Source organism: Nocardioides sp. YIM B13467, assembly GCF_042788075.1.
Taxonomy (GTDB): domain Bacteria; phylum Actinomycetota; class Actinomycetes; order Propionibacteriales; family Nocardioidaceae; genus Nocardioides.
In genome coordinates this window covers 33707-55214 of record NZ_JBHZPJ010000026.1, presented here as the reverse complement: position 1 = coordinate 55214, position 21508 = coordinate 33707, and the positions used below count along the sequence as shown (strand labels likewise).

21 protein-coding genes are annotated in these 21508 nt (G+C 62.7%); 15 read left to right on the top strand and 6 right to left on the bottom strand.

The window, feature by feature from the left end; translation table 11 throughout:
• Nucleotides 1-437: 437 nt before the first annotated feature.
• A complete protein-coding gene (locus ACFX43_RS06245) occupies nucleotides 438-1823 on the top strand; it encodes an NAD(P)/FAD-dependent oxidoreductase (RefSeq protein ID WP_378818331.1) in 1386 nt (461 codons plus the stop codon).
• Nucleotides 1824-2047: 224 nt separating this feature from the next.
• Here the strand turns inward: ACFX43_RS06245 and ACFX43_RS06240 are convergent, their stop codons facing one another.
• Nucleotides 2048-3097 (bottom strand): LacI family DNA-binding transcriptional regulator, encoded by a 1050-nt coding sequence (locus tag ACFX43_RS06240; RefSeq protein WP_378818329.1) that lies wholly within the window; start codon nucleotides 3095-3097, stop codon nucleotides 2048-2050.
• A 622-nt stretch (nucleotides 3098-3719) separates the two neighbouring features.
• Here ACFX43_RS06240 and ACFX43_RS06235 point away from each other — a divergent pair.
• From ACFX43_RS06235 to ACFX43_RS06190, 10 genes are all read left to right on the top strand, one after another.
• Nucleotides 3720-5180 (top strand): nicotinate phosphoribosyltransferase, encoded by a 1461-nt coding sequence (locus ACFX43_RS06235; RefSeq protein WP_378818326.1) that lies wholly within the window; start codon nucleotides 3720-3722, stop codon nucleotides 5178-5180.
• Between the two features lie 113 nt (nucleotides 5181-5293).
• Nucleotides 5294-6388, top strand: coding sequence for an LLM class flavin-dependent oxidoreductase (locus ACFX43_RS06230; protein WP_378818324.1), 1095 nt, complete (start codon nucleotides 5294-5296; stop codon nucleotides 6386-6388).
• A 111-nt stretch (nucleotides 6389-6499) separates the two neighbouring features.
• Nucleotides 6500-6832 carry an NIPSNAP family protein gene (locus tag ACFX43_RS06225; protein WP_378818321.1) on the top strand — a complete coding sequence of 111 codons (333 nt, stop codon included), beginning with the start codon at nucleotides 6500-6502 and terminating at the stop codon, nucleotides 6830-6832.
• Between the two features lie 92 nt (nucleotides 6833-6924).
• Nucleotides 6925-8427 (top strand): aldehyde dehydrogenase, encoded by a 1503-nt coding sequence (locus tag ACFX43_RS06220; protein WP_378818319.1) that lies wholly within the window; start codon nucleotides 6925-6927, stop codon nucleotides 8425-8427.
• A complete protein-coding gene (locus tag ACFX43_RS06215; protein WP_378818318.1) occupies nucleotides 8424-9107 on the top strand; it encodes an HAD family hydrolase in 684 nt (227 codons plus the stop codon). Before ACFX43_RS06220 ends, ACFX43_RS06215 begins: the two co-directional genes overlap by 4 nt.
• A complete protein-coding gene (locus ACFX43_RS06210) occupies nucleotides 9107-9910 on the top strand; it encodes a glutamine amidotransferase (protein ID WP_378818315.1) in 804 nt (267 codons plus the stop codon). The genes ACFX43_RS06215 and ACFX43_RS06210 overlap by 1 nt, the downstream gene beginning before the upstream one ends.
• A gap of 27 nt (nucleotides 9911-9937) precedes the next feature.
• On the top strand, nucleotides 9938-10894 hold the full coding sequence (locus ACFX43_RS06205) for a PfkB family carbohydrate kinase (RefSeq protein ID WP_378818312.1): 957 nt from the start codon (nucleotides 9938-9940) through the stop codon (nucleotides 10892-10894).
• Between the two features lie 38 nt (nucleotides 10895-10932).
• The gene (locus ACFX43_RS06200; protein WP_378818309.1) at nucleotides 10933-11952 is read left to right on the top strand and encodes a ribose-phosphate diphosphokinase; all 1020 of its coding nucleotides are present in this window, start codon (nucleotides 10933-10935) and stop codon (nucleotides 11950-11952) included.
• A 43-nt stretch (nucleotides 11953-11995) separates the two neighbouring features.
• Nucleotides 11996-13297 carry an amidohydrolase family protein gene (locus ACFX43_RS06195; protein ID WP_378818307.1) on the top strand — a complete coding sequence of 434 codons (1302 nt, stop codon included), beginning with the start codon at nucleotides 11996-11998 and terminating at the stop codon, nucleotides 13295-13297.
• Nucleotides 13298-13375: 78 nt separating this feature from the next.
• On the top strand, nucleotides 13376-13564 hold the full coding sequence (locus ACFX43_RS06190; protein WP_378818305.1) for a 4-oxalocrotonate tautomerase family protein: 189 nt from the start codon (nucleotides 13376-13378) through the stop codon (nucleotides 13562-13564).
• 1328 nt (nucleotides 13565-14892) lie between these two features.
• Here ACFX43_RS06190 and ACFX43_RS06185 read toward each other — a convergent pair.
• The gene (locus tag ACFX43_RS06185; RefSeq protein ID WP_378818302.1) at nucleotides 14893-16065 is read right to left on the bottom strand and encodes a flavin reductase; all 1173 of its coding nucleotides are present in this window, start codon (nucleotides 16063-16065) and stop codon (nucleotides 14893-14895) included.
• A 100-nt stretch (nucleotides 16066-16165) separates the two neighbouring features.
• Here ACFX43_RS06185 and ACFX43_RS06180 point away from each other — a divergent pair, with 100 nt between their 5' ends.
• Nucleotides 16166-17128 carry a nucleoside hydrolase gene (locus ACFX43_RS06180; protein ID WP_378818299.1) on the top strand — a complete coding sequence of 321 codons (963 nt, stop codon included), beginning with the start codon at nucleotides 16166-16168 and terminating at the stop codon, nucleotides 17126-17128.
• A 137-nt stretch (nucleotides 17129-17265) separates the two neighbouring features.
• Here the strand turns inward: ACFX43_RS06180 and ACFX43_RS06175 are convergent, their stop codons facing one another.
• The 4 genes from ACFX43_RS06175 to ACFX43_RS06160 form a co-directional block, all read right to left on the bottom strand.
• Nucleotides 17266-17673 carry a transposase gene (locus tag ACFX43_RS06175; protein WP_378818296.1) on the bottom strand — a complete coding sequence of 136 codons (408 nt, stop codon included), beginning with the start codon at nucleotides 17671-17673 and terminating at the stop codon, nucleotides 17266-17268.
• A 20-nt stretch (nucleotides 17674-17693) separates the two neighbouring features.
• Nucleotides 17694-17831 (bottom strand): hypothetical protein, encoded by a 138-nt coding sequence (locus ACFX43_RS06170; RefSeq protein ID WP_378818294.1) that lies wholly within the window; start codon nucleotides 17829-17831, stop codon nucleotides 17694-17696.
• Complete coding sequence (locus tag ACFX43_RS06165) at nucleotides 17828-18097, bottom strand: IS3 family transposase (protein WP_378818292.1); 270 nt, start codon at nucleotides 18095-18097, stop codon at nucleotides 17828-17830. Before ACFX43_RS06165 ends, ACFX43_RS06170 begins: the two co-directional genes overlap by 4 nt.
• Nucleotides 18098-18233: 136 nt before the next feature.
• Nucleotides 18234-18398: a transposase gene (locus ACFX43_RS06160; RefSeq protein WP_378818290.1), complete on the bottom strand. Its 165-nt coding sequence runs from the start codon at nucleotides 18396-18398 to the stop codon at nucleotides 18234-18236.
• 105 nt (nucleotides 18399-18503) lie between these two features.
• Here ACFX43_RS06160 and ACFX43_RS06155 point away from each other — a divergent pair, with 105 nt between their 5' ends.
• The 3 genes from ACFX43_RS06155 (at nucleotide 18504) to ACFX43_RS06145 (ending at nucleotide 20751) form a co-directional block, all read left to right on the top strand.
• On the top strand, nucleotides 18504-19082 hold the full coding sequence (locus ACFX43_RS06155; protein ID WP_378818287.1) for a hypothetical protein: 579 nt from the start codon (nucleotides 18504-18506) through the stop codon (nucleotides 19080-19082).
• Nucleotides 19079-19690 carry a TetR/AcrR family transcriptional regulator gene (locus tag ACFX43_RS06150; RefSeq protein WP_378818284.1) on the top strand — a complete coding sequence of 204 codons (612 nt, stop codon included), beginning with the start codon at nucleotides 19079-19081 and terminating at the stop codon, nucleotides 19688-19690. Before ACFX43_RS06155 ends, ACFX43_RS06150 begins: the two co-directional genes overlap by 4 nt.
• A gap of 341 nt (nucleotides 19691-20031) precedes the next feature.
• The gene (locus ACFX43_RS06145; RefSeq protein WP_378818281.1) at nucleotides 20032-20751 is read left to right on the top strand and encodes a substrate-binding periplasmic protein; all 720 of its coding nucleotides are present in this window, start codon (nucleotides 20032-20034) and stop codon (nucleotides 20749-20751) included.
• Nucleotides 20752-21508: the final 757 nt, after the last annotated feature.

Sequence of the window (21508 nt, the reverse complement as noted above, 5' to 3'; positions counted from 1 at the left end):
TCACACTGATCCTGTGGCACTGCAAATCTGCGGAAGCCAAGGATCGAGGAGCCTGGAGACAATGACGGTGACACGGCAATCCGCGGGAACAAGGCCTTGGCCGAGGACCGCGAAGACCGGTTGGTCGAAGACTCAGTCCCGAAATCGTTTGGCCTGCGACGATTGCGGGGGTCAACTTGTGCCCTGCGGGGGTTGTGACGAGCCACGCTGCCTGGCGTGTGAGCCGTATCTTTCTGAGGACTGCCGATGGGTTCTGTAAATCGAACGTCACCAGTAGCGGTTCCAGCAGTCGTCGGCCATCGCCGAGCGGTGCGACAACACCACCGGCGGCGCCCAGGTGCGTCCAATTGGCGCGTTGTGCTGAACGACAGTTCGGACGGTGAGCTTGTGATCAACGTCCGATTCAGTCGGCGGCACCGAGATGTCAGTGTTCGTCCATGAGCACTCAACGCGTCCCCGCATACCTGAGCCTGTGGCACGAAGATGCCGGCATGGATGGCACCGTGAAGGCGGTGCTCCCGGGGGACATAGATGTGGATGTGGTGATCGTCGGCGGAGGCTACACCGGTCTCTGGGCTGCGTACTACCTCTCGGAAGCGGATCCGTCGTTGAAGATCGCGATCTTGGAGAAGGAGTTCGTCGGGTTCGGCGCGTCTGGCCGCAACGGCGGTTGGTGTTCGGCGATCTTCCCGGCTACATTCCGTAAGGTTGCAACCGAGAGCTCACGCGAGGCAGCGCTCGCCATGCAACGGGCGATGTTCGAGACTGTCAGCGAGATTGGTCGAGTTGTCGATCTTGAAGAGATCGACTGCGATTGGACACATGGCGGCTATGTGTCCGTCGCTCGTAACGAGGCCCAGCTTGCCCGCGCTCACGCAGAGGTAGCGAACTGGCGGAACTGGGGTTTCAGCCAGGGCGACCTCGAGTTCGTAGACGGCGCGGAGGCGAGTCGACGCGTTGGCGCTTCGAACGTGTTGGGTGGGACGTTCACGCCCCATTGTGCGGCTGTGCAGCCGGCGAAGCTTGTACGCGGTCTCGCGGAGACGGTCCGCGCTCGCAGCGTACAGCTCTACGAGAACACGGAGGCCATCGAACTCGCTCCCGGAGTCGTGCGTACGAGCCGTGGGGACGTCCGGGCAAAGGCAGTGGTGCGCGCCACCGAGGGTTATACGCCGCAACTGATTGGTGCGCATCGAGACATCGTGCCGATGTACTCCCTCATGGTCGCGACCGCGCCGCTCCCGACCGATCTCCTCCAGGAGGTCGGGCTGGCGGAGCGCGAGACCTTCAGCGACAAACGCCACCTCCGGATCTATGGCCAGCGCACGCGCGACGGCCGCATCGCTTTCGGGGGCCGTGGCGCGCCTTACCACTTTGGTTCAAAGGTGCGGCCCGAGTTCGACTGTGACGAGGGAGTCCACGACATGTTGCGGGGCACGCTAGTTGAGCTCTTCCCCCAGCTCGCTGGAGTGGAGTTCACGCATGCCTGGGGCGGCAACCTAGGCATCCCACGGGACTGGTTCCCGTCGGTCTCCTACGACAGGCGAACCGGTCTCGCGCAGGCGGGCGGATACGTCGGAGACGGTGTCGCGACGGCGAACCTTGCCGGCCGCACGCTGGCGGCGGAGATTCTCGACCTCGACTCCGACATCCGCGCCCTGCCATGGGCAGGACGAACCTCGCCCCGATGGGAACCCGAGCCGCTGCGCTGGATTGGCGTGAACGCAGGCACGGCCGCGTTCAGCTTCGCGGACCGCAGCGAGGCGAGGTCGGGCAGACCGTCCAGCCTGGCGTCGTTGTTCTGGAAGACCTTGGGACACTGAGCGCTCGGACACACCATGGCGATGCGACCAGAGCTGGTGATCCAAATGCGACTGAGGTGACAGGCTGGTCACCGATGGAGCCTGTGGACGCGTCGCCAACCGCGACCGCAGGATCCGAGAACGAGGTTGGCGGCGACTAGGCCACCGGTGGCGTCATTCCAAGCGGCGCCACACGAAGGCGTCGTTTAGCCGGCAATCAACACACCGGTTGTGCTCGTGACGGGTCAAGTCTCAGAAGCGGGACCGGTCGAATCTCGAATCATCGGAGTGACGGCCACCGGTGGAGGGGCCGTGGGGTTTTCGCCTTCAACCATTCCGAGCAGAAGCCTGGTCGCGGCGATGCCCATCTCTCGGGCGGGCTGTCGGACTGTGGTCAAACTAGGCGTAAGTAGCGAAGCGAACGGGAGGTCGTCAAATCCCACAACTGAGACGTCCTCGGGGACACGCAACCCCACGCGTCGGCAGTACGAGAGCGCACCGATGGCCATTAGGTCGTTCGCGCAGATCAGGGCTGTGGGTCGGTCGTTCGCGGGACGGTCCAGCAACTCAGCTGCCAGCTTTTCGCCCGACGAAATGCGATAGTCGCCTTCGAGGACAGGAACGATGTCTGGGTCAATTCCGGCAGCCGCGACGGCTTCGCGATACCCCGACAGACGCTGATCCGCCGTCCAGAGCTCGACGGGGCCTCCGAGAATGGCTAATCGTCGGTGACCGAGCGACGTGAGGTGGGTCGCGATTGCCTTCGCCCCGTGCCGGTTCTGCGACACCACTGAGGGCAGATCGAACCCGGGCAACTTCTCGTCGACGAGGACGACTGGGCCGACCCTGGTCAGGTCAACGAGGGACGCCATTCGAGTCTCGGCGCCCGACAGGTAGATCAGACCGTCGAGTCGTTGGCTGCGCAGCAGTCGGCTGTTCCAAGACTCGCCAGTGCCAGTCGATTCGGGCGTGCAGAAGACAACCAAGACATCCTTCTCGGATGCGGCATGCTCCACGCCTTCGGCGATCATCGCGAAGTACTGGTTGACCAGATCCGGGACCACGAGACCGATGGTGGCAACGCTTCGGCGTTTCAGGTTTCGTGCCGACTCGTTCGGCAGGTATCCGAGTGCGCTGACCGCCTCGAGCACCCGCTCGCGACGGTCGGGCGCCACGGGTCCGCTGTTGTTCAGCACGTAGCTAACGGTGCTGACAACAACGCCTGCACGATCAGCGACGTCCTTCATGGTCGGCCTGCGCGCCGGTTTGGCCTCTGAGTCTCGGGCCACGATCACCTCCCATCCTCGAGCGACACGCTCGGCCGCATAGTGCAAACTTTACTCGATTCTACCTGGCTCTGTCGCGCTAGGACGCGGCAGCCGGGGATCAACATGTGATGATCCGGCGCTAGAACGCTTTCGCGGCCATCCGCCAAGGTCATGCACGGTCGCAATTTGGAGTGTCAGTTACCTCCAGACTCGTCGCGAAGGCGGCGCATGGTCTGAGTTCTGCCGGGTGGTCTTCCAATGCCGCGCGCACGCCGCGAACCGGGTCAAAGTGCCTACGAGCAGCGGCAACGCTGTTGGGAGTGGCCGCGGTCGGCCGGCGCGAGGCCGGTGGGTACATCGGCTTCGGCGCCCGACTGTCGAACGCTGGTGCACGTCGACCTGGTCGAGAGGCCGGTTCCCGTGCAGCGCTACTACGGCGAAGGAAGTGGACGATCGAAGTTCCTCGGGAAGAACTGTTTACATGACCTAGATCACGTTGTACCGTTCTCGACGTAGAAAGGTTTCTACTTCCTAGAAGAGCGGGCGCTATGCGGAAGTTCACGAGGTCATAGCGACATACCTAGAATCGATACTAGTCCCGATCCCGACCGCGGGTCGGAGGGCCGACTGACATAAAGGAGCAGCTGCGATGTCCTTGGGTGACCAGTTCGACAACATCCTGATCAACACCGACAACTACAAGCACTGTCACTATTCGCTCTACCCGCCGGGCACCGAGTACATCTCGTCCTACATCGAATCGCGGGGTGGCGAGTTCCCGGTGACGATGTTCGTCGGCCTCCAGGCCTACATCCGGGACTACCTGATGCGTCCGATCACCCTCGAGGACATCGACGCTGCAGAGTTCCTGATGCGTGAGCAGGGGATGCACTTCAACCGCGAGAACTGGATGGGCATCCTCAACGACCATGACGGCTACCTGCCCGTGGAGATCGAGGCGATCCCCGAGGGCACAGTTCTGCCCAGCCGGAACGTCTTGGTCCAGATCATCAACACGGACCCGAAGTACTACTGGGTGACCAGCTTCTTCGAGACCGCCCTGCTGCGCGGCATCTGGTACCCGACAACGATCGGCACGCTGAGCTGGCTCTGCAAGCAGGTTATCCGGACCGCCCTGGAGCGGACCTCCGACAACGAGGGCATCCTGCGGCACATGTTGCATGACTACGGCGCCCGCGGCGTCAGTTCGCAGCAGTCCGCTGCGCTCGGCGGCATGGCGCATCTGGTCAACTTCAACCAGAGCGACACCACTCCGGGCATCTTGGCAGCCAAGCGCTGGTACAACGCGGTCGCCCCGTCGAACTCGGGCCCGAACTCCGAGCATGCGGGATTTACGGCCTGGGGCCGTGACCACGAGGTCGACGCGATCCGCAACATGCTTGAGACGTACCGCGAGCACGGGTTTGCGCTCGTTCTGACCGACACATACGACCACGAGAACTGCATCAAGAACATCCTGGGCGGCGAGCTCAAGGATATGGTCCAGAAGTTCCCCGGTCTGGTGGGCGCTCGCCCCGACTCCGGCGACATCGTTCAGGTCACCGCCGACACGACCGAGTGGCTCATGGACGCGTTCGGGTACGAGGTCAACAGTAAGGGCTTCAAGATCCTTCCGCCGTTCATCCGGGTCGTTCAGGGTGACGGCGTCACTGGCCCGAGCCTGCGCGAGGTGTTCAAAGAGCTCGAGCGCCGCGGATTGGCAGCCGACAACGCTGTCTTCGGCATGGGTGGCGGCCTCCTTCAGCACGTCAACCGCGACACGAACAACTTCGCGCAGAAGGCCAACGCCGTCTGTGTCAACGGGGAGTGGCGCGACATCGCTAAAGCGCCGACCGGGGCGGACTTCAAAGTCTCCAAGGCCGGACGCCTCGCACTGATCCTCGAGGACGGCGAGTACAGGACCGTCCGTCGCGACTCGGTCAGCTCCGAGCAGAACCTGCTGAAGCCCATCTTCCGCAACGGCAAGCTTCTCAAGAAGTGGGACTTCTCCGAATTGATCTCCGCGAGCGAGGCACCCGTGCCGCAGGAGTGGTACGGCGACTACCTCGCCCCGATGCTGGTCGAGCCCCTCGCCGGGGCCGTCGGCTAACCCTCGGTTGGGTGCGGTGCAGACGGCATTCCCCCGCCGCACCCAACCGAACAAACCTGAACAACCCTTCAGGCGCAAGGCAGAGCGCGAAACACCAAGTTGAGGAGAACACGATGGGAATGAAGATTTGGGTAACGGCGCCCTTCTTCTATCCGGACATGAGCCGCCCCTGGTCCGAGGTCCTGGACGGCATGATCAAGATCGTTGATGCTGCCGAGGAGTATGGATTCGAGGGCATCACGATCAACGAGAACCAGTTCCAGAACTACGTCACCAACCCCTCGGCGATGATGTTCGCCACCGTGGCAGCTCAGCGGACCAAGCGGCTCCGCATCGTTCCTGGCGTTGTCGTGCTGCCGGCGTACAACCCTCTGCTCGTCGCATCGGAGATGAGCCTCCTCGACAACCTTGCCCCCGGGCGAGTCGGAATCGGCGTCGCCCGTGGAGGCAGCCGATTCCAATTGGACCGGCTCGGGGTCAAACCTGCCGACCAGCGGGCGATGTACGAAGAGGGTCTGGAGATCATCCGACGGCTCTTCACCGAAGACGACGTCGCCCACGACGGCCAGTACTACTCGTTCCCGCCGACCACCCTGGTCCCCAAGCCAGCCAGCCAGCCGCACCCGGACATCTGGGTCGCGTCCCAGAGCACTGACGGGGTCCGCAAGGTCGCACAGCAGGGCCTGAACCTCATCACGGCGCCGAACTACGGCAACTTCGAGCCATACGGTGACCTGGAGGATCTTCTCGCTGCGTACAACGAGGAGATCGAGACCTCTGGCAACACGCGGGGTGAGGTGATGGTTCTCCGCCACACCTGGCTCGGCCGGACCGAAGAAGAGGCTCTCGAGTACTTCGACGATGTCGTCAACGAGTACAACTACTACATGGCTCTGGTGAAGGGTCCCGGCACTGTGGACACGAAGGAAGGCCGGCTCGCGACTCGCGATGTGGGCGAAAGCCGTGACTACGTCCACCGCGGAAGGATGACGCCGGAGAACCACTCATTCTCCAGGGAGAACCTCCTGGAGAAGTACGCCGATCCGATCCTTACAACGCCCGACAAGATGATCGAGCGCTTCAAGAGCTACGAAAAGGTTGGCGTCGACCATCTCGCGTGCCTGATCGCTGTCGGCCAGCCAGCCGACGACATCGTGAAGAACCTCAAGTTTATGTCCGAGGAAGTGCTTCCCGCGTTCGCCGATTAGCGAGCCGAGTTCACGAATGTACCGAAGCCTTGAACCCCGTGCCCGGGGCAGGACGGTACGGAGCGCGCGTTGAGACTCAATGCTCAAGGTAACCACGAGGAGACAGCCCAGATGATCTACGAAGTTCGAGAGTACGTCCCCACTGCTGGTCGTCTGGGAGATGTCGTCGACCTCTTCAAAACTGAAGTAGTGCCGCTCTTCAAGAAGCACGAGATGGAGCTGGTTCACGTCGGCTTCACGACCCTCGGCGACAACTCGTTCAACGAGCTGATCTACACCATGCGGTTCCGCGACCTGGCTGAGCTTGAGACCAAGTGGGCAGCATTCATTAAGGACCCCCAATGGGACGCCGCCTTCAGTAAGCGAGAGAAATCGGGCCCCCTGTATCAGGCTATTCGCCGCCGGGTGACGGACGCTGGTCCGTTTGAAGAACTGTTGACGTGACCTAATTTCTCCAGCGACTCAAATCCTCGGGTTGTCCCCAGAATGGTGTACACCCCACTCCTGCCCTATCCGAAACTGGAGGTAATCGACTAATGGCGACCAACACAGCGAACGCGCCGATCGCAAACGCAGGGAAGTTCTTCATCGGCGGGGAGTGGGTCGAGCCGACGACTGACAACAAGATCAACGTGATCGAAGCAGCCACTGAAAAGTTGTTCTACAGTGTTGCCGAGGGTCAGGCCGCCGATGTCGAACGCGCCGTCGAAGCTGCTCGGCGAGCCTTCGACGAAGGCCCCTGGCCGCGGATGCCTCCGAGGCGGCGTGCCGAGTTCCTGCGCGCTATGGCCCGCGGCCTCGAAAGGCGCGTCGACGACATGGTCGAGATCTGGCCCCGCGAATCCGGAGTCATCGCGAGCATCGTCCCAGCAGTCCTGTCCGAAGTTCCCGCAGCGTTCGACTACTACGCCGACCTGGCCGAGACGTACCCGTTCGAGCAGGAAGCTCGCACCAGCTCCGGTGAAGGGTTCGGCATGATCGTTGCCGAGCCGGTCGGTGTCGTCGGAGCCATCATCCCGTGGAACACCCCGATGGGACTGATCGCCTTCAAGCTGGCTCCGGCGCTAGCTGCCGGCTGCACGGTGGTCATCAAGGGCTCGCCTGAGGCGCCCGGTGCTGCGTACATCGTAGCTGAGGTCGCAGAGGAGATCGGACTGCCTCCGGGCGTCGTGAACGTGCTGACGGCAGACAGGGAAGCATCCGAGGCACTCGTCACAGACCGACGGGTCGACAAGGTCGCCTTCACTGGCTCAACGGCAGTCGGCAAGCACATCGCCGGGATCCTGGCTGATCGGATAGGGCGGTACACGTTAGAACTGGGCGGAAAGTCCGCCGCGGTCATCCTTGACGACATGGACATGACCGAGGCCGCCGACAGCCTGTCGGGCGGAGCGTGCTTCGTGTCCGGCCAAATCTGCGCGTCACTGACACGCATCATCGTTCCCAAGCACCGGCATGACGAGTTCGTGGACGCGATCACCGACTGCTTCTCGCGCATCAAGGTCGGGAACCCCTACGACGCCACCGTCAACATGGGACCGCTGGCGACGTCGCGGCAGCGCGACCGGGTCGAGGGCTACATCGAGATTGGCACGCGAGAGGGCGCGCGACTTGCCCACGGTGGCGGTCGCCCGAAGGGCTTGGACCGAGGGTGGTTTGTCGAGCCAACCGTGTTCGCGAACGTGGACAACAGGTCCAGGCTCGCCCAAGAAGAGATCTTCGGGCCGGTTCTCTCCGTGATTCCGGCTGCGAGCGATGAGGACGCGATCCGCGTCGCCAACGACTCCCGGTTCGGCCTCAACGCGTCGGTGTTCACGAACGACGCAGACCGCGCCAGAGCAATCGCGCGCCGCCTCCAGGCCGGCACCGTCGGCCAGAACGGCAACCGAGCGGACTTCGGCATCGGATTCGGCGGATTCAAGGAATCCGGTTTCGGCCGTGAAGGCGGACTCGCAGGCCTACTGCCCTACCTGGAGAACAAGACCGTCGTGCTCGACCGGAGGCCAACCCTCGACTCTGAAGGGCAGCCCTTGCCGTGAACCTGCACAGGTCAACCGTCTCCCGGCTCCATGTCTTCGACATGGACGGCACCCTTCTCAGGGGCACTGCCACCATCGAGCTGGCACGCCAATTGGGGAACCTCGAGGTCGGCGAAGAGATCGAACGCCAATGGGGTGAGGGCTCGATCTCGGACGACGACTTCTGGCTCAAGCTCCTCGAGATATGTGGAAACGCAACCGACGCTGACTTGAAAGCTGCCTTCGACAACGCGCCGTGGATGGACGGAATCGAACAGACTTTCGCTGCGATCAAGGCGCAAGGCGAAGACGTCATCGTCATCTCGCAGTCACCGACCTTCTTCGTGAAGGGCCTGACGCTGTTGGGGGCAGCGGAAGCCCACGGCTCGACGGTCGAGATCGGCCAGCCGCTCGCAAGCTCCGCAACCCTGATGCCGATGGCCAAGGTCACCATCACGGCCTCCGCCTTGGCGGCACGCAACCTGAGCCCCGCTGACTGCGTCGTCTATGGCGACTCGTCCAGCGACATGGAACTCTTTCGAACCTTTCCGAACTCGGTCGCAGTCAACGCGACGCCCGCATTGGCGTCACTGGCGGCAGCCAGGTACGTGGGTACCGACATCCGCGAGGCATACGCACTCGGTCGGCAACTCGTGTCCAGGACAGAAACGCAGCAAATTGCGCAAAGGAGTGCAAACTAATGAAAATCACCGGTTCTCCGATCAAAGTCCTGTTTGTCGGCGAGTCGTGGATCAAGCACACGATCCACATGAAGGGCTTCGATCAGTTCCACTCGACCGAGTACGAAGAGGGTGCCGGTTTCTTCCTCAGTTGCCTCGACGATGCAGGCTTCGACGTCACCTACGTCCGCGGCCACGAGATCACGCTGAGATTCCCGCGGACGCCTGATGAGATTGACGCTTACGACATTGTCATCATCTCCGACATCGGGTCGAACTCGTTCCTATTGCCCGACGAGACGTTCCTGCGGTCCGAGAAGTCTCCGAATCGGCTTGGTCTGGTTGCGGACTACGTCCGGCGCGGCGGCGGACTGCTCATGGTCGGCGGGTACCTGTCGTTCACCGGCATCGACGGCAAGGGACGGTTCGGGATGAGTCCACTCGCCGAGCCGCTGCCGGTCACGATGCTCAACCACGACGACCGCATCGAGATGTCTGAAGGCGCCGAAGTTGAGGTCTGCGAACCGGAGCACCCGGCCCTGGGCAGCACGCCGGCCGGCTGGCCGCACCTTCTCGGCTACAACAGGCTGATCGCTAAGCCTGACGCGACCGTCATCGCCCGCGTCGGAGACGACCCGTTGCTCGTTGTCGGCAACTACGGCGCCGGAAGGAGCGCGGCGTTCGCCTCTGACCTGGCCCCGCATTGGGCACCCCAGGAGTTCCTCGACTGGCCCTACTACGCCGAACTGTGGAGTGCGATCCTGGAGTGGACCGCACAGGCCCAGGGCGTGCCCGTGCTCTCCGTACAGGCATCCGGTGCTTGAGCCGATGTTCAAACTCGAGGATGCCGCATGAGAGGCCGACTGCTGGTAGTCGGCGCCCTCAACATCGACTTGGTCGTAGCTGCGAACGCCCTGCCTGGTCCCGGCGAGACCGTCGTTGGCGACGATCTGCAACGGCACGGCGGCGGCAAAGGCGGGAACTCTGCCGTCGCGGCCGCTCGAGCGGGAGCAGACGTCCGCTACATCGGGGCGGTCGGTAATGACGAGTTCGGTTCGACCTCGCTGGAGGAACTGCGCGCTGAAGGGATCGACGTCGCCGACGTCGCAGGCAAGGAAGGGTGCGCCACCGGCGCTGCGGTCATCGTTGTCGACCGCGCAGGCGAGAACCAGATCGCCGTCGCCGCAGGTGCGAACGCAGCGGTCACCGCAGACGACGTGCGCAAGGCAGTGGAGAGGGCAGACGGCTGGCCGGGCTGCGTCCTGGTCAGCACGGAGATCTCGATGCTGGCCGTAATCACAGCAGTCGAAGAAGCGACCGCAAGAGGCTGGCGATGCGTACTGAACCCCGCGCCGGTGGTTCCCGGGATCCTTGATCTGCTTAGGTTGGCGCCGATCATCACTCCGAACCGCGGCGAACTGAAGGACCTGTCCCGACTCCTCGGCCACACCGATGACTCTTCCGTCGAAGAAATGGCTGCTTTCGTCTCGGGTCACACGGGGTCGGCTGTCGTAGTCACACTCGGAGCGGACGGTGTGCTCGTGTGCGACACGGCAGGCATCACTACGAAGATCGCGGCGGGCAAAGCTCGCCAAGTAGTCGACACCACCGGTGCCGGCGACACGTTCAACGGTGTTTTCGCAGCAGCGCTCGCGGCCGGCCAAGACATCAAGACTGCCGCGGAACGAGGCGTCGCCGCCGCGACCCTGTCGGTCGAGGCAGCCGGAGCCCGCACCAGCATGCCCAACGTCGCAGCGATCGACGCACTGATCGCAGACCAAGGCGCTCAGCGCGCTGGCCGCGCTTAGCAATTGACCACTCTCGTCATCGAAAGGTTGAACCCAAGATGAAACTCGATCAGGGACCGCACTGGCGGAGCGACATCTCCCTACAGTCGACCGGCAAGCGACTGATGATGTTCTCAGGGAGGTCGAACGAGAAGCTGGCTGGCGACATCGCGGCTCGCCTAGAGATCGAGCTGGGCGAGGTCACCCACAAGACGTTCTCCAGCGGCGAAGTGTACAGCCGGTTCGATGAGTCCATTCGCGGCGCCGATGTCTTCATAGTTCAGCCGATGTGCGGCAATCCGGAGACCGGCGTCAACACCAACGACTCGCTACTTGAACTGCTGGTGATGGTTGACGCCGCGGTGGGTGCAAGTGCACACCGCGTCATCGCAGTGACCCCGTGGTACGCCTACTCTCGGCAGGACAAGAAGTCGGCTCCGCGCGAACCGATCTCGGCACGTATGGTCGCGCGAGCCCTTGAGGCCGCAGGTGCCGACCGAGTCCTCACCATGGACCTCCACGCCGGGCAGCTGCAGGGATTCTTCGGGATTCCGGTCGACCACATGACCGCGGTCGGAATCCTGAGCGAGTACTTCGCCGGCCTTGACGACGACCTGGTGATCGTCGCTCCGGACGCTGGTCGGGTGAAGCTCAACAAGGAGTTCGCGACCCAGATCGGCGCAGGCCTGGCGATTCTCGACAAGGAGCGGCCGCAGCAGCAGGTCGCCGAGATCACCAGCGTCATCGGTGACGTCCGTGGAAAGACTGCGATCGTCATCGACGACATCATTGACACGGCTGGAACCCTCTGTGCGGCAGGCGATGCGCTAATCAACGCCGGTGCCCGCCGAGTTCTCGCCGCGGCCACTCACGGCGTCTTCAGCGGGCCTGCGTACGAGCGCCTGGCCGCTTCGCCCTTCGAGCAGGTTGTCGTGACGGACACGATTCCGTTGCGGGCAGGTGCCCCCGACAAGATCAAGGTCCTCTCCTGTGCACCCTTGCTCGCTGACTCAATCAGCAGGATCTTTACCGATGACTCCGTGAGCGCAGTCTTCGGAGGAAAGAACCACACCTTCTGAGGGGATTGCTCATGTCGGAATCACTGTGCCTCCTGGACCTGCGATGACCACCACCGCGGACATCGTCATCGAGGGCGGACTCGTCTGGGCCGGGCTCGGCGAGCTGTTCGAGGATGGTCTGGTGCATATCCAGGCAGGCACCGTGATGTACGCGGGGCCGAAGGGTGGGGCGCAAGTTCCCGCTGGCACACCTCGTTTGGACGCTCAGGGGTGCACCGTGCTCCCAGGCCTCATTGACGCACACGTTCACCTGACGACGAACTCCGACCACGACCGTGTGATCCCCAGTGATGTTTTCAGGGGTCAGGTGAGCAGACCGGGCAAGCTACTTCACGGGTTGCGAAACGCTCATCGGGCACTTGCGTCCGGTTTCACCACTCTTCGAGTAATGGGTCACCGAGGCGTCGGGGAGGTCGAACTTCGCGACTTTATCGACGCGGGCCTTACGGTCGGCCCGCGGCTGGTCGTCTCGCCGTGGTGGATCACAATGACCAACGGCCATGGCGACCTGTTCTACCCCCCATACACCAAGCGCACGAAGTGGGACACGGCCGACGGCGTGGAAGAGTGCCGCAAGTTGGTGAGGTTGCAGGCTCGGGCTGGTGCCGATTTCATCAAAGTGATGGCCAGCGGGGGCATGTCGAAGGGCGAGCAGCCACACTGGGCGAACTACAGCGTGGCTGAGTTGACGACGATCGTCGAGACAGCGCATGAACTGGATCTGCGCGTGGCCGCTCATGCTCTCTCGGCTGACGGTATTCGACGTAGCCTCGCTGCTGGAGTCGACTCGATCGAGCACGGTTCGTACCTTGGTGAAGACGCCGCTGCCGAGATGGCCGAGAAGGGCACATTCCTCGTTCCGACGATGTCGTTCAACGATTGGTGTCAGCGCGAAGGGACCAGCCGCGGCCTCACCCCAGACGCGGTCGGGGATCTGAGCGACGCGCACGACCGCACCATTGAGTCTTTTGTCCATGCCCGGGATGCCGGCGTGAAGGTGGTCATGGGCACCGACTCGTCAGGCACGCTGTGTCCATTCGGCGCTCACGCCCGTGAGCTCGAGCTTTACGTCGCTCATGGGATGTCCGCAGAAGAGGCGCTCGCCACCGCGACGACCAACGCGGCGTCGCTGCTGGATCGATCTGACCTCGGTTCGCTGAGGTCCGGCGCCGCTGGGGACGTCGTTGTTGTGGAGGGAAACGTGCTCACAGAAATCAGCCTCCTGGCGCAGCGGTCAAACCTTAGATACATCGTTCGCGCCGGTCGCGATGTCACCGGATACCTGCGTGAGGCAACAGAAGTCTTCGGTCTTGAAACAGGCAAGACCGATCTTGGGAATCCTTGACGTTGCCGGCGCCGTTGCAGGTGCCCTCGACGTTGAAGAGGGTTTCGGATTCTCACCATCAAACAAGGAGTAGCAACAATGGCTCACATCGAAGCATCGTTCTTCAACCATCGGTTCGACGACGACACGTTCAGCAAGAACATGGTTGAGGCTCTGACCCAGGCCGTTGCTTCCGTCCTCGGTGAGGACGCCGCGAACGAGACGGCCATCATTCTGCGTGGAGTTGACCCAGCTCACTGGGGCTACAAGGGCGAACTGCAGAACTGACCCCTGCCTTCGCGCACGCGGATGCCCAGGCCTCCACAGACGACCCGAGGTATCTGAGCATGCTGGTCGATGCGACGGCATCGACCAGCATGCTCGTTGAGACCGTCAACGGGGTGGCCAGCCTGACGAGGCCTAACCGACTCGCGCACGGCGATTGGCCGGCTCGAAGGGCTACGTCACCATCGAGGCGGACGGACACTGTCCGCGGCCGATGCCATCGCCAGCGACCACGATTGCGGCCACGATTGCGGCCACGTGGAGCAGTCGTTTCGGAAGTCCAAGGCCGACCGACGGGCACGGCCGATGTTCTACCACAAGCGCGAGTCGATCGAGGGCCCACCTCACCAGGTTTCACAGCTCTCGCGATCGCCGCCATCTGCAAGAACGCTTCGGGATCAGTGTCAAGAAGCTCGTCCAGACACTGTAACCACTGCGCGAGGTCACCATCAACATCGCTGGCCGGACGATCACCGCCAAGTCCCAGACTCCCGACGAGGCCACAGGACTCCTCGACCCGTGACCCACTAACCAGTGGGATTCAGGCTTTAAGGCCTCGCTGAGGAGCGTGTGACTACGTCGCGCTCGGGTATTCGGCGCGCCGATTGCCCTGGCGCGCCGACAGACGGGTCGTCGCCGAGTGACCTGGTCACGCTCGGGCGGTACTCCATCCTTCGGATCCGCTCGTGCTCTTGAGGCGTCGTACCGCTCCAGATGACGTATTACGCAGTGGAACTCGAAGCGAACTCCAGGCGCGCGCGTCGAGCACCGGGCGCTGTTCAGGTTTGTCCTTGCCCTTCGCGAACTTTGGCCGTTCCGTCTGACCCGCCGTGCGAAGAGGTCTCGTTGCCAACGGTTAGGCAGACCGCTCCGTTGCATCAGGCCGCCAAATACGGTCGGCGATCTTCATCGGTGTCAGCAACCGAAAGGGGAGGATCTCGCCGACTGCTGTGCTCAGCAAGGCACCCACTGATCTGAGGTGGAGCCACGGCAACTTGATAGATTTCTCCGCCCAGCACTCCGCGAACTCGTCTATGAGCCGGCCGGCTTCGTTGCCTGAAGTGTCGGCCAGGCCTACTGCGCGCGTGGCATCTCGTTCGTCACTTCGCCACGGCTCATTCTCGACTCGGGTGTCCATAGCGGCCCGCTCAGTCGTCGAGCTTGAGCGCCGCGCCACAGTCAGCTCCACCCTCGGACTACGTGCACCCGAGCGAGCCCATGCTTAGCTGGCTAGCCAGCCCTGCGCATTCATCTGTATCGCCAACTGTCGTTGGCGAGACTCGTTCAGGCACTCGCGTGTGTGTGGATTGCGCGCTGCGCGCCAGGGTCGCTCACATCTCCGCCAGTGAGGCTCCGTCGTAGAACTTTCCCGCTTTATACACCAGAGGATCAAGGCTGGCGACCTCCAGGTGCGTGACCCGGGCAACTATCACGACGTGCGTCTTGGCCCGGAACCGCTCCTTGATCTCTGCCTCGATCGAGGCGGACGATCCGCCAATCATTGGCGAGCCCGCCGGAGCGGGGTGCCAGTCAAGTTCGGCAAACTTATCCGGGTCCTTCGACGCGAACTTGGCGACGACGGCCCCCTGAGTATTGGCGATGATGTTGACGCCGAGGTGACCAGCCTCGAAAAGGGATGCGTAGGTCGACGACGTCTTCTGCACACACAAGACGACCAAGGGCGGGTCCAGAGAGATCGGCATGTAGGCGCTGACGGCCAGCCCGCGGGGACTTCCCCCTGAGTCGATGGCAGTCACGACGGTGACACCCGTGACGAACTTGCGGTTGAAGTCCTTGAGCTCTTCTATGCTCGGCCCGTCTTCGGTCTCCTTGGTGTAGTCGCCGGCCTGAGACTCGAACGCCGAGGGGAGGCCCGGTGCCCCGAGGTCGGACAACATCTCGACGGTGGGGTCCCAAGTGACAAGCTCTCGGATGATCCGGCCGTCGCGCAGTGTTCCCTGGATTGCGCCGTGAGCCTCTAGTGAACGTTTCGTCGGAGGCACATCGGCGAACGGATTCGTGAACGTCCCGGTGGCGGACCAGAAGATGGCGAAGTCATCGCCATCCACGACGAGCATGTCCACCGTGGTCTGAAGGTCCGGTATAGCGGCGCGCATATCGCGGATCTGCCCTTTTAGGTCAGCGATTCCCGAGGTCTGACCAAGTCCGGCATTCTCTAACGCGTAGTCCGCGTGCACGATGGCGTCGAGCGCATCGGAGTCGCCGTGGTTCCATGCTGCGTCCCAAGCCGAGCGCACAAGCTGCTTGAAGTCCGACATCTTCCCAATCCTCACTTTGCCCGCAGAAAATCGGGCGATCCGGTGGTTGCGGTTTGGCCGTGCGGTTCGCGGGATGACGCGAATCCATCCACCTGCCGGCGTGACTTCGTGAATGCGGCCTCTAATCTTACCCTCAGCCGAGGGTAGTATCGATTCGAGTTTGCTGTCAATGAACTCGCCCGAGGCGCCAGGATTGTGCGAGAATCCAGCGAACTCGAGTTGCAAGACGGAGAGAGAATCGTTTCTAGTCTGTGCGAGTCGTTGACCTTGCCCACAGCCTCTCGTGGGCGGTCGGCGAACGACGATCGAAAGGCCTTCGAACCGTATGAGTCACCAGATCCTCCTCGACGTTGACACTGGGCGAGACGATGCTCTCGCTCTCATGTTCGCGGTGAGACACCCAGACATCCACGTCCAGGCGATCACGTGTGTCGCGGGGAACACGAGTGTCGAAGATGCAGCCGCGAACACGTTGAGCATCCTCGACCTCGTCGATGCGCCGGAGATTCCGGTGGCGTTGGGCGCGCGACATCCCCTCATCGAATCGCCGCGCGACGCGTCCTGGATTCATGGCACTCATGGTCTGGGGAACGTGGAGTTGCCTGTCAGCGGCAGGCGAGTCGAACCGTTCCACGCCGTCGAGCTGATGCGCAGATGCCTGCTGGACTCCGAGTGTCAAGTGACCCTCGTCGCGTTGGCGCCGATGACCAACGTCGCGCTGTTGCTCCGGTTGTATCCGGACGTCGTCGATCGTATTAAGCAGATCATCTTCATGGGTGGCTCGGCCACGGTTGGTAATGCGACACCAGTCGCCGAGTTCAACTTCTGGCACGACCCCGAAGCTGCGCACATCGTGCTCAACAGCGGAGTTCCGCTGACGATGTATGGCTGGGACGTGTTGTGGAGCATGAGAGTCGGCGCTCTGGGGATCGCGCAACTTTGCGAATCGGACGATCTGGTCCTTCAGGTCGCTGGTCGCCTACTCGCCTTCGAGGCGGTGGATCCGTCCAACGGAACGCCGGTGATCTACGACTGCATTGGCGACGCCGGGACACTTTGCGCGTTGGTAGCTCCCGAGTTGTTCGGAATAGAGAACCGACCTGTGCAGCTCGTGCTCACGCCTGGCCCCGCACGTGGCCAGACGATCGTGGATAGAAGGTCAATGGCTGGCGAGGATTCGGCGCACCATCTGGCAGAACCAGTCCCGATGATCGACGTCGTCAGTTCGGTGCGTAACGACGAAGTGCTCACGCTGTTCATCGAGTGCCTTGCCAACAGATCATGGTAAGTGTGGCCGCCGGCGACGGGGTATCGTGCGCTATCCACACGAGTGACGCGCTGTTACGCGGAGGCGGGTGAATCGCCCCGGGTCTGATGGAGGCTCTGGTCTGCCCCGGGTTCCGAGGAGTCGTGATTCTTGGATTCTCATGCCACGGTGATGGTGCTGTTGCGTTCGAACTCTATCGGCGTGAGCCATCCGAGTTGGCTGTGCCGTCGGCGCCGGTTGTGCCAGATTTCGAGATAGTCGAACATCGCGTTCGCGAGCTCGACGCGGGTCTTCCACTTCTTCCGGTCTAGCAGTTCGACCTGCATGAGGAACCAGAACGATTCGATCATCGAGTTGTCGTAGCAGTCCCCGACGCTGCCCATCGACGGCACGAGCCCGGATGCCTTCGCGTGATCGGTGAATGCCCAGGAGCCGAATTGGACGCCCTGGTCGGAGTGGATCACCGTCCCGGCCGACGAGGTCTTCCCGAGTCGGCTGTCGATTGCCATCCCGAGCGCATTGGTCACCATGGACGCTGTCGGAGACGCGTCGATGGACCAGCCCACGACACGACGCAGCAGTAGACCTAGCGCTCGCGGGTGGGGTGTTCGGTGTTGTCGGTGACCCACAGCTGGTTCGGACCAGTCGTGCCGAAGACGCGATTGACCTTGTCGGAGGCGATGTTGTCGGGCTTGTTCCGTTTCCACTTCGGGCGCCCGGTCACCCGCATATGCCGGCGCGCTGCATCAACAGCTCGACCTGCCCGTGGCCCACGACGATGCCGCGACCGAGGGTGAGTTCGGCATGGACGCGCCGAACTCCATAGGTGCCGCGGGCCTCGATGTGGACCTGCTTGATCAGATCGGTCAGCCACGCATGCCGCACTGCCCGCTCAGAGAGTGCGCGCTTGAGGCGCTCGTAGTAGCCCGACTCCGACACCGCGAGGACCCGGCACGCGAGGGAGACAGGGATCTTCTCGGCGACCATCATTTCGACCGCCGAGAACCTCCTTTGAGGCTCGCCTCCTCCTGCAGCAACTCGACCGCTCGAAGGGCTGCCTTCAACTCGGTCTCAAGCTCGGCGATGCGCTTGTTCGCCGCCGACAGCTCTGACTTCTTCTTGCTCGTCAGGCCGGGACGAGTCCCTTGTCAAAGCGATCTTGGCGGCGCCAGGTGTAGATCGACTGCTCACTGATGTCGAGGTCGTGCGCGACCTGCGCAACGCTGCGACCCTCCTCGAGCACGTCGAGGACCTTGCGACGAAACTCCGGCGGATAACCCCGTCTTCCCAACTTGGCCTCCTGGTGTCAGGCACCAGAATCCAGAATCACGAACGCCGTAGAACCCGGGACACACCAGCCTCCACGTAACCCGGGCGATTCAAGCACAGCTACCTGGTGACCGACCCGGCAGACATACCGTGCGTGATCGCCGAAGCCTTCCACCTAGCCGGCACCGGACGACCAGGCCCCGTCTTGGTCGACATCACCAGATCGGCCTTGCTCGCGCCCGTCCCCTCCGCCACGAGTTCACCGCTTCAGCTACCCGGACACGCGGTACCGGGAGAGCCCCGGTCGAAAAGCGTGCGTGCTGCTGCCGAACTGCTGCGAGACGCGTCGCGACCGGTCCTGTATGTGGGCGGCGGAGTCATCCGCGCAGGTGCCTCGCACGAACTCCAAGCGCTCGCCGAAACAACAGGCATCCCGGTCGTGACGACTCTCATGGCACGCGGCGCGTTCCCGGACTCACATCCGCTACATCTCGGTATGCGGAGGCTAGCGCTTTTCCTGGTTGTGGCCGGGTCTCGCTTGGGCCTTGGCGTGGTGCCCGGCTCGAAGGTTGGACCCTGCGGACGCGCTCGTACATACGTCAAGAAGATCCACCGCGACTGCGGTGAGATGCCAACCATGGACATGCTCAGGGTGAGAACGAACCTTGCCTCCTTTTGTATCGTATGCTCTAAAATCAATTGGTGACCTCCACGACGACACATGGGCGTCCCCGCGGCTTCGACCGTGAAGCAGCCCTAGATCGGGCGGTTCGTCTGTTCTGGCGCAAGGGGTATGAGACAACATCGGTACGCGAGCTCGGCAGCGAACTCGGGATTGGGCAGCCGAGCCTCTATAACGCCTTCAGTGGCAAGCGAGCGCTCTTCGATGAGGCTGTCGAGGTGTACGACCGCAAGTATGGCGGGTTCGTCGAAGTTGCTCTTGTCGAGGAGGAAACGGCGGTCGACGCGATGCGCCGGGTCCTGACCGAAGCGCCGATGCAGTACACGAGGCAGGGACTTCCGTGCGGGTGTCTGGTTTTCGGCGGAGACGCCGGCACTGATGACAGCGATGTGCGTGCGTGGCTGTCGAACGTTCGAAATGAGAAGACGCGCGGACTCAAGGGCAAGATCCAGGATGACGTGTCAGCTGGGGTGCTCCCGGAAGACACAGATGTCGAAGATGTGGCCGCATATGTGATGGCTGTGCTCAGCGGGCTGGCACAGCGAGCGCGCGACGAGGCGCCGCGGCGAGAACTCGAAGGGATCGCACGCATCGCGATCGCGGCGCTTCCACGGACCCAGTCCCACGACTGAAGTCGCTGCCGCAGGTCGATCGAGATTCCGCGATTCGGGCCACCAGCGGGCCGCAGCCCGGCGCCGTGTCGCAGACGCAAGGTGTCAACAACGCGTGAAAACTGAGCCGTAGTCAGCGGGTGAAACTCTGGACAGCAGAGTGTTCTGTTATTTGAGTTAGCAACAGTTTGGCCACATTGTGGTCGCCATGTTCGGTTCTCGGTTGTCGATCCTGTCGGGCTGCCCTCATCTCTGGAACAGGATCCCCCGCATGAGCCAGACCAAGTTCGTCGTCGCCGGTGCCCTTGCCCTCTTGGGTGTGGTCGTCTTCAAGTGGTCGGCTCTCCGATTCCGCTCCGTCCGTGACCGCCCAGGCAAGTGCCCCGGTTGGCGGAACTCTTCGGATCGGCGTCGACAGCGCCGAGCCGGCGTACTACAAGACCGACGGCGTGACCAAGGGCTTCGGCTACCAGATGGTGCGCAGCGTCGCCGAAGGCATGGGCGCCGAGCCGGAGTTCGTGGAGTTGGAGTTCAACGAGCTCTTCCCGGCCCTCGAGGCGGGCAAGATCGACATGATCGGTGCCCAGGTCACCAAGACCGAGGAGGCGGAGCGGAAGTACGACTTCAGTGCTCCGTACTTCGTGACGTACGTTTCCTTCCTTGCTCCCAAGGACTCGCCCATCCGGAGTCGCGTTGGTGTCAGCGGCAAGAACATCGTGGTCGTCGAAGGCACCGTTCAGGAACGCTACCTCGAAGAGCAATACCGGCGCGTCAACGTCATCAAGGCTCAGGACGCAGACGCAGCGGTCCAGTCCATGCGGAGCGGCGAGGCCGACGCCTTTCTATGGCGCCCCTACGCCGCGTCGATCATCAGGGAAGCGCCCATCCCGCTGACCGAGCCCATCCGCTTCCAGGCGGAGGAGGCCCCGATCGTGTTCGTGGTTCGGGAAGGTGACCAGCGCAAGGAGCAGATCGACGGGATCCTAGAGGACATGATCCTCAACGGGGAATGGCTGAAGATCAAGACCGACTACTTCGAGGCGGACCCGCTCTCCGAGGGCTTCAGAGAAAAGGGCGCCTGATTCTGGCCTGACATGCTGACTAACGGTTGCACGGTTGGGCTCCGACCGTCAGTGGCGAGGTCTGCTCAGGTGGGGGACCGCGGATGACCATTCGATGTGGAGGTGAGTCCGGGAACGCCGGTCACATCGATAGCGGGTCTGAGCTGCCGCAGCGGTGGGTTCATCGCGGCGCGGAAGCCAATGCGAGAGAAGCCGGCATTCCTGGAGGCGCCATCCGGGGCCCGTGAGTGCGAGCTGGCGCGGGCAACCACAATGAGTGGCATATGTCCCTCTCGGTCGATGGGATCGTAGATCTCCCGGGCGCGGTGTGTTGTCCGGACATATCGGGGCGTTCAAGTTCTCTGGGCTCGACAGACCTAATCGATGCCGCATGGTCGCAGGCCCTGGGATTTCGGTGCGAGCCCAGATTTGTCCCACTGTGTGAGTCAGAATTGGGGCAGGATTGGTCGAGAACTCCCGTGCTGTCGAGGTAGAGTCTGCCTCGCAAGGTGCCCATGATTCAGGGCATTGGCCCAGGTCAGAGGCCGATCGACCGAGGAACCACAAGGTTTTCCAAGGCGTCGAGAATCCGCGCAACAGTGCAGAGGGTCAGGGGTTCGAGTCCCCTCACCTCCACCGAAACACCTGATCAGAGCCGGGTTCTGAACCTTCACCGAAGGTTGAGAACCCGGCTTGATCGCATTTGGGGCGCAGTTGTCGTTTCCGGTCCCGGGGCCGCTGTGCGACGTCCTGGGGCAGACTCGGGCGGCTTCGGTCC

Excerpts from the sequence above, each read along its gene's own strand:
- ACFX43_RS06245 (WP_378818331.1), top strand. The coding sequence starts at position 438 with ATGAGCACTCAACGCGTCCCCGCATACCTGAGCCTGTGGCACGAAGAT.
- ACFX43_RS06235 (WP_378818326.1), top strand. The coding sequence starts at position 3,720 with ATGTCCTTGGGTGACCAGTTCGACAACATCCTGATCAACACCGACAAC.
- ACFX43_RS06230 (WP_378818324.1), top strand. The coding sequence starts at position 5,294 with ATGGGAATGAAGATTTGGGTAACGGCGCCCTTCTTCTATCCGGACATG.
- ACFX43_RS06225 (WP_378818321.1), top strand. The coding sequence starts at position 6,500 with ATGATCTACGAAGTTCGAGAGTACGTCCCCACTGCTGGTCGTCTGGGA.
- ACFX43_RS06220 (WP_378818319.1), top strand. The coding sequence starts at position 6,925 with ATGGCGACCAACACAGCGAACGCGCCGATCGCAAACGCAGGGAAGTTC.
- ACFX43_RS06210 (WP_378818315.1), top strand. The coding sequence starts at position 9,107 with ATGAAAATCACCGGTTCTCCGATCAAAGTCCTGTTTGTCGGCGAGTCG.
- ACFX43_RS06205 (WP_378818312.1), top strand. The coding sequence starts at position 9,938 with ATGAGAGGCCGACTGCTGGTAGTCGGCGCCCTCAACATCGACTTGGTC.
- ACFX43_RS06200 (WP_378818309.1), top strand. The coding sequence starts at position 10,933 with ATGAAACTCGATCAGGGACCGCACTGGCGGAGCGACATCTCCCTACAG.
- ACFX43_RS06195 (WP_378818307.1), top strand. The coding sequence starts at position 11,996 with ATGACCACCACCGCGGACATCGTCATCGAGGGCGGACTCGTCTGGGCC.
- ACFX43_RS06190 (WP_378818305.1), top strand. The coding sequence starts at position 13,376 with ATGGCTCACATCGAAGCATCGTTCTTCAACCATCGGTTCGACGACGAC.
- ACFX43_RS06180 (WP_378818299.1), top strand. The coding sequence starts at position 16,166 with ATGAGTCACCAGATCCTCCTCGACGTTGACACTGGGCGAGACGATGCT.
- ACFX43_RS06165 (WP_378818292.1), bottom strand. The coding sequence starts at position 18,097 with ATGATGGTCGCCGAGAAGATCCCTGTCTCCCTCGCGTGCCGGGTCCTC.